Origin of the sequence: Humidesulfovibrio sp. (assembly GCF_030689645.1) — a bacterium.
Classification (GTDB): domain Bacteria; phylum Desulfobacterota; class Desulfovibrionia; order Desulfovibrionales; family Desulfovibrionaceae; genus Humidesulfovibrio.
Map to the genome: position 1 here is coordinate 1 of NZ_JAUYFU010000062.1, position 11,845 is coordinate 11,845.

Annotated in this window: 11 protein-coding genes; 6 read left to right on the forward strand and 5 right to left on the reverse strand. The window is 66.3% G+C overall.

Going from position 1 to position 11,845, the window contains the following annotated elements:
• Positions 1–167: 167 nt before the first annotated feature.
• Together Q8O35_RS09305 and Q8O35_RS09310 are read right to left on the reverse strand one after the other, a co-directional pair.
• Complete coding sequence (locus Q8O35_RS09305; protein ID WP_305572540.1) at positions 168–1,178, reverse strand: glycosyltransferase family 4 protein; 1,011 nt, start codon at positions 1,176–1,178, stop codon at positions 168–170.
• The gene (locus Q8O35_RS09310) at positions 1,175–2,347 is read right to left on the reverse strand and encodes a glycosyltransferase family 4 protein (protein ID WP_305572542.1); all 1,173 of its coding nucleotides are present in this window, start codon (positions 2,345–2,347) and stop codon (positions 1,175–1,177) included. Before Q8O35_RS09310 ends, Q8O35_RS09305 begins: the two co-directional genes overlap by 4 nt.
• A 39-nt stretch (positions 2,348–2,386) precedes the next feature.
• Between Q8O35_RS09310 and Q8O35_RS09315 the strand changes: the two genes are divergently transcribed.
• Positions 2,387–3,109 (forward strand): phosphatase PAP2 family protein, encoded by a 723-nt coding sequence (locus tag Q8O35_RS09315; RefSeq protein WP_305572544.1) that lies wholly within the window; start codon positions 2,387–2,389, stop codon positions 3,107–3,109.
• A 57-nt stretch (positions 3,110–3,166) separates the two neighbouring features.
• Here Q8O35_RS09315 and Q8O35_RS09320 read toward each other — a convergent pair whose 3' ends face one another.
• Genes Q8O35_RS09320 through Q8O35_RS09330 form a run of 3 tightly spaced genes read right to left on the reverse strand, consistent with a single transcriptional unit; the run spans position 3,167 to position 6,832 of the window.
• Positions 3,167–3,907 (reverse strand): TVP38/TMEM64 family protein, encoded by a 741-nt coding sequence (locus tag Q8O35_RS09320; RefSeq protein ID WP_305572547.1) that lies wholly within the window; start codon positions 3,905–3,907, stop codon positions 3,167–3,169.
• The gene (locus Q8O35_RS09325) at positions 3,897–4,271 is read right to left on the reverse strand and encodes a hypothetical protein (protein WP_305572549.1); all 375 of its coding nucleotides are present in this window, start codon (positions 4,269–4,271) and stop codon (positions 3,897–3,899) included. Before Q8O35_RS09325 ends, Q8O35_RS09320 begins: the two co-directional genes overlap by 11 nt.
• Positions 4,272–4,291: 20 nt before the next feature.
• Positions 4,292–6,832 carry a diguanylate cyclase domain-containing protein gene (locus Q8O35_RS09330; RefSeq protein ID WP_305572550.1) on the reverse strand — a complete coding sequence of 847 codons (2,541 nt, stop codon included), beginning with the start codon at positions 6,830–6,832 and terminating at the stop codon, positions 4,292–4,294.
• A 129-nt stretch (positions 6,833–6,961) separates the two neighbouring features.
• On the opposite strand from Q8O35_RS09330, the gene panC reads away from it, so the two are divergent.
• The 5 genes from panC to nifS all read left to right on the forward strand — a co-directional run bounded on the left by panC (position 6,962) and on the right by nifS (position 11,646).
• Positions 6,962–7,810 (forward strand): pantoate--beta-alanine ligase, encoded by an 849-nt coding sequence (panC, locus tag Q8O35_RS09335; protein ID WP_305572551.1) that lies wholly within the window; start codon positions 6,962–6,964, stop codon positions 7,808–7,810.
• Between the two features lie 6 nt (positions 7,811–7,816).
• Positions 7,817–8,170 carry an aspartate 1-decarboxylase gene (gene panD / locus Q8O35_RS09340; protein WP_305572552.1) on the forward strand — a complete coding sequence of 118 codons (354 nt, stop codon included), beginning with the start codon at positions 7,817–7,819 and terminating at the stop codon, positions 8,168–8,170.
• 34 nt (positions 8,171–8,204) lie between these two features.
• A complete protein-coding gene (gene metK / locus Q8O35_RS09345; protein ID WP_305572554.1) occupies positions 8,205–9,374 on the forward strand; it encodes a methionine adenosyltransferase in 1,170 nt (389 codons plus the stop codon).
• Between the two features lie 220 nt (positions 9,375–9,594).
• Positions 9,595–10,428, forward strand: a complete 834-nt coding sequence (gene nifU, locus Q8O35_RS09350) for a Fe-S cluster assembly protein NifU (RefSeq protein ID WP_305572555.1) — start codon at positions 9,595–9,597, stop codon at positions 10,426–10,428.
• Positions 10,429–10,431: 3 nt separating this feature from the next.
• Positions 10,432–11,646, forward strand: a complete 1,215-nt coding sequence (nifS, locus tag Q8O35_RS09355) for a cysteine desulfurase NifS (RefSeq protein WP_305572556.1) — start codon at positions 10,432–10,434, stop codon at positions 11,644–11,646.
• Positions 11,647–11,845: the final 199 nt, after the last annotated feature.

Consider the following 11,845-nt stretch of genomic DNA (forward strand, 5'->3'; position numbering starts at 1 on the left):
CCGCGCCGGGCCGATTGTGGGTAAAGGCCCCCATCCCGACACCTCCGCACGTGAACGGGCCGGTACCGAGCGTCTGCTCGGAACCGGCCCTTTCACTTGCCATGAGGGGATTTGGGGGAATCATTCCCCCCAAGAAAAAAATATTCTCTTCCGTGTGCTCTTCCCGGCTACAGCCCCAGCGCGTTCCACAGCTGCGGGGCCATGCTGTTCAGGCTGAAGCGCTGCACCACGGTGAAGCGCGCGTTCGCGGCCATGCGCTCAAGCTGGTCGCGGTCGCCAGCCAGGGCCAGGATGTGCGCGGCCCAATCCGACGGCTGGCGCACCAAAAGGCCGTCGTGCCCATGGGTGAGGATCTGCGTATTGAAGCCCACAGCCGAGGCCACGGGCACCGCGCCGCAGGCCATGTACTGTAGGATTTTGAAGCCGCACTTGCCGCGCGTGTACTCGTCGTCGGTGAGGGGCATGAGCCCGGCCTCGAAGCCGCGCAGCTGGTCGGCCTCCAGGGTGGGGCTCCAGCGCTCGAAGCGCACCATCTCGTGCAGTTCGTCCTCGTAGGGCGCGTCGGAAACGATGCGCACGTCCAGGCGCTCGCGGTGCGGGGCGAGTTGGCGCAGCACCTCCGGCAGAAAGAAGAGGTTGCCGGAGGTGCCCATCCAGCCAACGCGGAAGGCCCCCACGCCCGAAGCGTCGGGCGGCGGCGGAGTATATTTGTCGGTGTCGAGGAGCGTTGGCAGGACAAAGACGTTCTGCTGCTGCTCGCGGGCGTGCTCGGCCAAGTAGTCGTTGCCCGCGATGACGAGGTCGACGTTTGCGCAGGTGTGGGCGAAGCGCGCCTTGATCTTGGCGGACTTCTCCGCGCTGCCGGGCTGCCCGACTTCAGCCGGGTGCAGGGCCCACAGGGCGTCGTCCACGTCGTACACGAGCTTCTGGCAGCGGCGGCGGATGAGCGCAAGCTCCCAGGGGGCGAAGAGCTTCTGCTGGATGACCACGACCCGGGCCGGGGGCAGGGTGAGCAGGAAGGCCAGGCGCTGGTGGATGGCCTTTGGCGCGCGCCGCCAGTCCACGGCCAGGCCGCGCGCGCGGCCAAGCTCCACAAATGGCAGCACGCGGAAGCGCACGCTGGGCAGGGTCTCGCCCGAGGGCGTGAGGAACAGCAGGTCCAGGGAGTTTGTGCTCATGGGCGCCCCCGTTTCTTGCGGATGAGTTCTTCCACCATGTCGATGTAGGGATTCAGGCCGTTTGGCTGGTCGTCGGGCCAGTGGAAGGGCGGGCGATCTTGCGGGCTGGTGGTCGTAGCTGCTGCATCGCGGATGAGCCGGGCCAGGGTCTCCGCGTCGCCGGGGTCGGGCAGTATGAGTTTCGGGTCCACGAACACCGCGCTGCCGTTGCGGCTGCTTGAGATGGCTGGCAGGCCGCAGGCCAGGGCCTCCAGCACAGCGTTGGAGCAGGCGTCGTAGTAGGTGGGCAGGGCGAAGATGTCTGCCGCGCCGTAGAAGCCTGGCATGTCGTCCACCTTGCCTGCGAAGCGCACGCGGGACTCGACGCCAAGGCTTCGCGCCAGGGCGATCCAGGCGTCCGGGTGACGGCCCCCGGCCACGGCTATGCTGAAGTTGTTCGGCAGCAGGGCCAGGGCGCGGATGAGCGTGCCCACGCCTTTAAGGGCGAAATTCGTGCCCGCGGTGCAGACCACGGTATCTCCATCCGCAAGGCCGAGGCCACTGCGCAGTTCGGCGCGGCGCTGCGGGTCCAGGGGGGCGAAGCGCGAGAGGTCGGGCCGATTGTACACCACGCTGACCTGGGCGGGGTCCAGGGCCGGGTGGGCCTCCAGAAGCCAGTCGCGCACCAGGTGCGACACGCAGACCACGCGCTGGGCCGGGTTGGCGGGCGTGTCGAACTGCCGGGCCTCCATCCAGCGGATGACCGCGGCTGAGGGTGAGAGCGTGCGGCGCAGGCGCTTGCCCAGGCGGCACATGCCTTCGCCGTGAGCGGCCAGGGTCAGGCGGTTGAAGATGTCCTGGGGGCCGCCGCCCACGCGCAGGATGTCCTGGTTCCAGGTGCGCCCCAAGCCGATGACCACGTCGTAGGCTTGCTTGCGCAGGTGATTCTCCACGGCCCAGGCGAACCAGAGGTTTTTCACGGCGCGGCCAAGGGGCGGGCGGCCAAACTCCACCGGCGTCACGCCTCCCGGCAGGCGGCCTTCTGCCCGCGCGCACAGGAAGCTCACTCGGTGGCCGCAGGCCGCCAAGGTTTCGGCCAGACGCCAGCCAAAGCCCTCTGCGCCTCCGTAGAGGCCCAGGCGGGGCATGGACAAGGCGATGGTCGGCTGGGGCATTGTGTCTCCGGTCATGACGATTTGGGGCTTCGTTCGGCGGCAGTCTTGAACGAAATGCCCGGCTTTGACAAGCCGCTGGGCTTTGGCATAGCATTCTGGCCGGGCGGGAAGACATTCGCCCCCTCTGGAGGCCGCCGCATGTTCCCCGCCTATCCCTTGGATCTGGACCTGCAACTCCTTATGAACCAGCAGTGGCGCTCGTCCGCCCTGGACCTGCTGCTGCCGGTGTTCTCGCTGCGCGCGCCGCTTTTTGTGCTTCTGGCGGGTCTGCTTGTGTGGCGCTCGGCCCTGCGGGGCAAGGGGCAGGCGGTTTATTTCATCGCCCTGGTGCTGGCCATGGGGGTGACGGACCTGACCTGCAACGCGGTGAAGCATGAGGCGGGACGGGTGCGGCCTCAGCACGCCATCGCGGGCACGTATTACCAGGCGTCCGGCCAGTGGGTGCGCTTGCCTGCGGACTACACCCCCGACCGTGATCGCGGCACTTCGTTCCCCTCGGCCCATGCGGCCAACTCCATGGCGCTCACTGTGCTGGCCATGTGCTTCTGGCCCAGGCTGCGCCAGGGTCTGTGGGCCTTGCCGGTGCTTGTGGGCTGGTCGCGGATCTATGCTGGCAAGCATTTTCCGCTGGATGTGCTGGCCGGGTGGATTCTCGGCGCCATGCTGGGCTGGCTGTTCTGGCTGGGCTGGAAGCGGCTGGCGCCGCGCCTCAAGCTGCCCATTCGCCCAGACGATCTGTACCGGCCTTTTCTGCTGCCGCCGCCCGACTGCAAGTAGGAGACCGACGGCTGCAGCGGCTGACCCTGCCCCCGCCCAAGGATGGCAGGAGCTTATCTATTTTCCGGCCGTTGCGCCGTTCTCCGACTCCTCGACCTCTCCCTCTTCATCCACCGGCACTGCGCCTTTGCGCTTGTAGGCACGGTACACCGAGACTCCAAGCCAGGTAGAAGCGCCCAGAAGCGCCACGGAAAGGCCTATGGACAGGGCCTTGCCCAGGTCAGTCTGGGCGTTGACCCCGGCGCCGAAGATGGCGAACACGAGATTCTGCGGCAGGTAGCCTGCGGCGGACCCGGAAATGAAGGCCGCAGCCGGGATGCTGGTGACTCCCGCGGCCACGCTGGTGAGCATGTTGTGCCCCACGGGGAACAGCCGGATGGCCAGGGACGAGCGCCAGGGGGCGGAACGCAGGAAGGAGTCCAAGCGCTCCACGCGCTTGCCGAAGCGCGAGAGCACGAAATCGCGCCCCAAGGTGCGCGACAGGCCGAAGTCCATTGCGCAGCCAAGGGCCGTGCCCACTGTGGCCAGAATCGAGCCCCAGAACCAGCCGAAGGCGTAGCCGCCCAGGAAGGCCGTAAGCTGCCGGGGCACGCCCATGCCCGTCACCAGCCCGGTGAGGCCCAAAAAAAAGAACACTCCGGCCACGCCCTGGCCCTCCACGTGGGCCAGGACCCACTGGCGGTCGGCCAGATGCTGCTCCAGGCCGAGGCTGCGCGCCAGGGCCACCAGACCGCCGAATACGGCCAGCATGGCCAAGCCCTTGATCACGGGCCGGGCGCCTGCGGCGCTATTCCCCACTGCTTTTCCTCGCGCGTTTGGCTTCACGCTCGGCAGCGCGCCGTTCCGACCGCTTGCCGGTGAATTGGCCGCCTGAGGGCTGCTCGCCGCGCGTGCTGTTGAGGAGGCAGAAGCCAAGGAACAGGGCCAAGCCCTGGGCTGCGCCAAAGACCAGATCCTGCTGGATCCAGGCGTACCAGACGCCGCACGCGGTGCCCGCGACCAGCGGGATGAAGGGCCAGCGCGGGCGGCGGGTGGAGAGCTGCTTCATGCCGAAAATTCCGCGCCAAAGCACGGTCATGAAGGCGACGAACTGCAGCGCCACGGCCATGGCCAAAAGCTGAGTGGACTGCGGGACCAGCACGATGTCGGACATGGGGGACATTGGAACTCCTTGCGTGTGGGCTAGAAACGGCCTCTGGCCTCGACCTGGCGGGCCTCGTCCAGGCGGCCCTGGAGGGTGAGCGCCTTGACCAGGGCATCCCGGAACTCCTGGCGTTCAGGCATGAGGGCGGAGCTCTGCCGGGCCAGCACCTCGGCTATCTGCGGGTCTTCGCCGACATCGAGGTAGAGCTTGGCCAGCATGTGCAGGGCGAAGGCGTCGTTGTGGTTGGCGCTGATGGCCAGGTGCAGGTGCTCGCGGGCCTTGTCCGCCTGTCCCTTGGCCAGGGCCACGCGGGCCAGGGGCCGCAGGGCCGAGGCCTCGCCGCCGGGGGTGGCCAGGGCGCGCGTGTAGAACGCCTCGGCCTGGTCCAGTTCGCCTGCGCCTTCGGCCAATGAGCCCAGCCGCAGCAGGCTGAAGTTGTGGCTGGGATCCAGCTTAAGGCAGCGTTCGTAGGCGGCGCGGGCAAGACTGGTCTCGCCCAGCCGCTGGCAGGCCCAGCCGAGATTATAGTGGGCCATGACGTCCGTTGGCTCGGCTGCGACCACCAGCTCGAACTCGCGCCGGGCCTGATCGGCCTTGCCCAGCTGGGCGTAGCAGATGCCAAGGGAATTGCGGGCCAGCACGTTGTCGGAGTCGGCCAGGAGCGAAAGCTTGAACTCCTCCACTGCGGCGTAGAGGTCGCCCTCCACAAAAAGCCTGTCGCCCGAGACGTTGAGCGAAACGGAGTCGAACTGGGCCACGCGCGGCGCGGGCAGGAGCAGGGCGTGCTCCAAGGCCTTGCGCGCGCATTCCAGGGCGTCGGCCTTGGCGAAATTGAGGAACGGGTAGCTGAAGATTCCCACGGCCAGATCAAGGCCGTGCTCCGCCGCAGCCTGGGAGCAGAGCTCCTCGGCACGGGCCAGGGCGGTTTGTCCCACCTCGCCGGGCAGGAAGTGCACCAGCCCGCCCAGGCCGAAGCGTCCGCCGGCGGCGCGCGCGGGCTTTTGCCCGGCATTGTCTCCGGTTCGAGCCGGAGCAGCCGGGGCAGCCGGATCCAGAAAGCATTTCTCAGCCAGTGCGGCGACCTGCGCCACGGCGGCGTCCATGCGCTTCACCGTGCCGCCGCGCCGGTCCACCCCGTCCTTTGCGGCGTCCTTGCCTGCGTCCTTGCCCGGACCTTCTCCGCTGGGCATGACAACCCGCATGAGCACCACTGTGAAGGCGTCGGCGCGGCTGCGCACGCGGCCAAAAAAGGACAGAAAGTCGCGGTAGCCGTAAAGACCGGTGATCATGTCGCGCTGGGCCGCGCCCGCGCCGCCTGCGTTTTCCGCTGGCTGCGCGGCGAAGAGGCTGTCGCGCTCCTGGATCAGGGTCAGGCGGTCGCCGGGCTCCGGGGCCCAGGCGGGGTCGCCCGCGTGCAGCACCTCGGCAAAGGAGAGGTCCTCCTGCACTTCGGTGAGCACTATCTCGCCCTTGTACAGGGCGGGCGAGCGGCCAAGCAGGCGCTCGTCGCCCGAGAGCCGGGCCTCGATGGTGCGCTCCTGGAACTTGGGCGACCACACGAGGTAGCGCAGGCCCTCCTGGGCGCCAACGCTGCGGCCCAGCGTCACCGAGAGCCGCTGCATGGGCAAGACCTCAAGGATGCGGCCGCCCGTGCGCGCGATGTCGAGAAAACCGAAGACCCGGTTGCGGCCATGGTCCTTGCTGGTGCCCACGGCCTTCTGCGCCGCGCGCATGAGGATGCGCGCCTGCTCCGCCGGGGTGCGCTCAAGCTGTGCGCCGCGCAGGCACTGGGGATAGTTTGCATAGCCCAGGCTGGCAGAAACGCTGATGCGGTCGCCCGTGATCTCGTCCTGAAAGGACAGGGCTCCAATGGCTTGGCGCACCTGCTCGGCCAGTTGGAAGGCGCCCTTGGCGCTGGCGTCCGGCGTCAAAATGGCGAAGGTGTCGTTATGGATGCGCGCGGCAGTGACGTGGCGCGGGCAGGCTGCTGCGATGATCGTGCCCACCTGGGCCACCATCTGGTCGCCCAGGGTGTAGCCGTAGCGCTCGTTGATCCACTGGAAGGAGTCCAGGTCGAGGAGGATGACGCCCAGCGCGGCGCTGAAGCACTGCACGTCCGGGTCGGTGCGGCCCCCGGTGGTGGCCTCCAGGCAATGGCGGATGAGGGCGATCTCCTGGCCCAGCACCTTGTGGAAATGCTCGCGGCTGGACAGGCCGGTGAGGGCGTCCGTCACCGAGCGCTTGTAGAGAAGCATCTGCTCCAGCACCTTTTCGGCCATGGCCTGATACACCGGCGGCATGGCCTTGGGCGCCTTCAGGCGCACCCCGCGCGCCACGAACACGCCCAGCACCTTGCCGCAGAGCGTCAGGGGCAGCACCAGCTCGCGGCTGCCCGCGTCAAAGCGCAGCTCCGGGGGCGGGCTGCCCTCGCGCGGGAAGTACAGGCTGTAGGACGTAAAGGGCAGGAAGGCGCGGATGGCGTCCTTCAGGCTGTGCTCCAGGTCGATGAGGTCCTGGCGCGTGAGCTGCACGCTCAAGTCGCTCAGGATGTCGGTCAGGATGTCGGCTGCAGGTCGCATGCAAGGCTCTCTATCCTGCTGCAACTCTCAGCACAAGGGCGAAGCGGGAGGGCCGGGGAAATATCAGTGGACAGCCGGAACCAATCATGCAATGTGTGCCTTCCAAAAACGTACCCTTCGGGAACCGCCATGGATCTCTTCACAACCCCCGCATCCTTACGCACGCAGTGCCGCCAGTGGCGCGAACAGGGCCAAAGCATCGCCCTGGTGCCCACAATGGGATTCCTGCACGACGGCCACATGAGCCTCATCGACCACGCGCGCGCCTGCGCCGACAAGCTGGTGGTGAGCGTGTTCGTAAACCCCACGCAGTTCGGACCGAACGAGGACCTGGACCGCTACCCGCGCGACCTGCCCCGCGATCTGGCTCTGGCTGAGGCGCACGGCGCGGACGCGGTTTTCGCGCCCGAAGCCGGAGCCATGTACCAGCCGGACCACGCCACCTGGGTGGAGGTGCCGGAGATGGCCAAGGGCCTGTGCGGAGCTTCGCGCCCCGTGCACTTCAGGGGCGTGTGCACCGTGGTGCTGAAGCTTTTGAACCTTGTGCAGCCCAAGGTGGCCGTGTTCGGCCAGAAGGACTGGCAGCAGCTGGCCATATTGCGGCGCATGGCGCGCGACCTTGACCTGGATGCGGAGCTGATGGGAATGCCCATCTTCCGCGAGCCCGACGGCCTGGCCATGAGCTCCCGCAACGTTTACCTGACGCCTGATGAACGCAGCCGGGTTCCGGCCATCCGCCAGGGCCTGCTTTTGGCGCAGCGGCGCGTGGCCGCGGGCGAGCGCGACGCCGAAGCCCTGGCTCTCATGTTCCGCGAGCATCTGGCCGATACGTTGCCGGATGCGCGCGTGGACTATGCATCTTTCGCGCACCCTGAATCCCTGGCGCCGGTGGCGCGGATCGACGCGCCCACCTTGCTTGCCGTTGCAGTGTTTATCGGCAAGGTTCGCCTTATAGACAACATACTTTTAGAGGTGTAATTACCCATGCCCAGACGTACGTTCATGAGCGCCAAAATCCACGGCGCCACCCTCACCTCCCTGAATCTGGACTACGAGGGCAGCATTTCCGTGGATACTGCCCTGCTCGATGCTGTGGGAATCCTGCCGTACGAGATGATCGACGTGTTGAACCTGGACAACGGGGAGCGGCTGACCACCTACGCCATCCCCGGTAATCCCGGAGAGATCTGCCTGAACGGCGCCGCCGCACACAAGGGCAAGCCCGGGCAGAAGGTTATACTGGTGACTTACCTGGAGCTTGAGCCTGAAGAAATTCCAGCGCACAAGCCCAGAGTCATACGCGTGGATGCCGCCAACAGGCCCGAGGCGGCCCACTAAACGAAATTCTTACCTGATATACTGGAGGATTGTAATGATTTCGCCCAAAAGCCGCTACATGTTCACTTCCGAGTCCGTCACCGAGGGACACCCGGACAAGGTGGCCGACGCCATCTCCGACGCCGTCCTCGACGCCCTCATCGGGCCGGACCCCAACTCCCGCGTGGCCTGCGAAACCTTGGTCACCACCGGCATGGCTTTCATCGCCGGTGAAATCACCACCAAGGCCTACGCCGACTTGCCGTCCATTGTGCGCGCGACCGTGAAGGAAATCGGCTACAACAGCTCCGAGATGGGCTTCGACCACGCCACTTGCGCGGTCATGTCCGCCATCGACAAACAGAGCGCCGACATCGCCCAGGGCGTTGACCGCCAGAAGCCCGAGGATCAGGGCGCGGGCGACCAGGGCATGATGTTCGGCTTCGCCTCCAAGGAAACCCCCACGCTGATGCCTGCGCCCATCTACTACGCGCACCAGCTGTCCCAGCGCCTGACATACGTCCGCAAGCAGGGAATTCTGAAGTTCCTGCGTCCCGACGGCAAGACCCAGGTGGCCGTGGAATACGAGCACGGCAAGCCCGTGCGCATCGACAACGTGGTCTGCTCCGCCCAGCACGATGAATCCATCGAGCACGGCGACCTGGTGGAGGCCATCAAGAAGGAAGTCATTTTCCACACCCTTCCGCAGAACCTCATCGACGACAAGCTGAAGGTCTATGTGAACCCCACCGGCCGTTTCGTCATCGGCGGGCCCGTGGGCGACTGCGGCTTGACCGGCCGCAAGATCATCCAGGACACCTACGGCGGCGCGGGAGCCCACGGCGGCGGCGCGTTCTCCGGCAAGGACCCCTCCAAGGTGGACCGCTCCGGCGCGTACATGGCGCGCTACGTGGCCAAGAACATCGTGGCCGCTGGCCTGGGCGACGTTGCTGAGGTGCAGATCGCCTACGCCATCGGCGTGGCCGATCCTGTTTCCGTCGTCTGCACCACCCACGGCACCGGCGAGGTTGACGACGCGGTGCTGACCAAGGCCGTGCGCGAAGTGTTCGACCTGCGCCCCTACCACATCCTGAAGCGCCTGGACCTTCGCCGCCCCATCTACAAGCTGACCACCAACTACGGCCACTTTGGCCGCGAACTGCCCGAGTTCACCTGGGAAAAGACCGACGCCGCGGCCGACCTGCGCACGGCCTGCAAGCTGTAGCCTCACTTCAAGAATGAACGCCTGCGGGGCGGGGAGTTTGCGCTCTCCGCCCCGTTTTCTTTTGTTTGCGCCGGGACGGCGAACGCCCAGCCCGCGCCCTTAATCCCTACCAGTTTAATAAACTTTGCTTCTTCCCCTTGCGCGTGCTGCAAGCGTGTGTATTTAACTTGAATGCGCCTGCCGCCTGGCCCGCGCCAATCGACGATTCTGGAGTAGCGCCATGTGGGAATACACTGACAAGGTGAAGGAACACTTCCTGAACCCCAAGAACGTTGGAGAAATGAAGGACGCCACAGCAGTGGGCGAGGTGGGCTCCATTGCCTGCGGCGACGCCCTGAAGCTGTTTTTGAAGATCGAGGACGGCGTCATCCAGGACGCCAGCTTCCAGACCTTCGGTTGCGCAAGCGCCATCGCCTCCAGCTCCGCCCTCACCGAACTGGTGAAGGGCAAGAGCGTCGACGAGGCGCTCAAGATATCGAACAAGGACATCGCCGCGGCCCTGGGCGGCTTGCCCAAGGAAAAGATGCACTGCTCCGTCATGGGGCAGGAGGCGCTTGAGGCGGCCATCAAGACCTGGCGCGGCGAAAAGGTGTCGAGCATGGAGCACTCCGAGGGCGAGATCGTCTGCGAATGCTTCGGCGTCACCGATCATCAAATTCTGGAGGCCGTGCGCGAGAACGACCTTAAGACCGTTGAGGACGTGACTTACTACACCAAGGCCGGCGGCGGCTGCGCCAAGTGCCATGAAAAGATCGGCGAGCTCATCGCCCAGGCGCGCGGCGAGGCCAAGCCCGTTCCCGCGCCCGCGCCCAAGCGCCTCACCAACATCCAGCGCATGCGCATGATCGAGGAAGTGCTGGAGAAGGAGATCCGCCCACGGCTCCAGCTCGACGGCGGCGACATCGAACTGGCTGACATCGAGGGGATGCTCGTGTCCGTGTCCCTGCGCGGGCGCTGCACCAACTGCCCCTCCAGCCAGGCAACCGTGCACGGCGTGGTGGAAACCATCCTTCGCGAGAAGGTCGACCCTGAAATCCAGGTGCGGGAGGTCTAGCCCATGACCACGCCAGTCATCTACATGGACAACAACGCCACCACCCGCGTGGCCCCGGAAGTCCTTGAAGCCATGCTGCCGTTCTTCTCCGAGCGCTACGGCAACCCCAGCTCCATGCACAGCTTCGGCGGGGCCGTGGGCCGGGAGATGCGCGAGGCGAGAGAGAGCCTTGCCTACCTGCTCGGCTGCGGCACCGACGAGATCGTGTTCACCTCCTGCGGCACCGAAGCTGACAACACGGCAATACGGAGCGCCCTGGCCGCCCAGCCGGAGAAACGCCACATCGTCACCACCCGCGTGGAGCACCCGGCAATTCTCTCGCTGTGCAAATTCCTGGAGCGCAGCCAAGGCTACCGCGTCACCTACCTGGGCGTGGATTCCGAAGGCCGCCTGAACATGAAGGAGCTTGAGGACAGCCTCACCGACGACACGGCCATCGTCAGCATCATGTGGGCCAACAACGAGACCGGCGTCATCTTCCCCATCCCGGAAATAGCCAAGCTGGCGCGCAGCCGGGGCATCATCATGCACACCGACGCCGTGCAGGCCGTGGGCAAGATCCCCATCAGCCTCAAGGACCTGGATGTGGACATGCTGGCCCTGTCCGGCCACAAGCTGCACGCGCCCAAGGGCATCGGGGCCCTCTACGTGCGCCGCAAGCTGCCCTACCGGCCGTTTCTCATCGGCGGACACCAGGAGCACGGACGCCGCGCCGGAACCGAGAACACCACAGGCATCATCGCCCTGGGCGCCGCCGCCCGCGCAGCCAAGGCGCACATCCCTGTCGAGAACACCACAGTGCGCGGCCTGCGCGACAAGCTCGAAAACGCGCTCCTCGCCGCCGTGCCCGACAGCCGACTGAACGGCCACAAAGCGGACCGCCTGCCCAACACCTCGAACATCAGCTTCAAGTACGTGGAGGGCGAGGCCATCCTGCTGCTCCTCGACCAGCTGGGCATCGCCGCAAGCTCCGGCTCGGCCTGCACTTCCGGCAGCCTGGAGCCCTCACACGTGCTGCGCGCCATGGGCGTGCCCTTCACCTACGCCCACGGGTCCATCCGCTTCTCGCTCTCTCGCTACACCACCGAGGCTGATGTAGACTTTGTCATCAAGAACGTGCCGGGCATCATCGAGACCCTGCGCAAGATCTCGCCCTACAAGCAGGGCGCGCCAGACCCGTTGAGCCCGCTGGACACCAAGCCCGCCTGCGGGTGCTAGCGAGAATTGAAGCAAAGGTAAGAGAATATTTTTTCTTGGGGGGAATGATTCCCCCCAAACCCCCTCAGGGCAAGTGAAAGGGCCGGTTACGAGCAGACGCGCGGTACCGGCCCTTTCACTTGCGGAGGTGTGGGGATGGGGGGCGTCCCCGTGAATCAGCCCGCGCCCCTGGGCAGCGCCCACGACGGGCGTCCCGCCC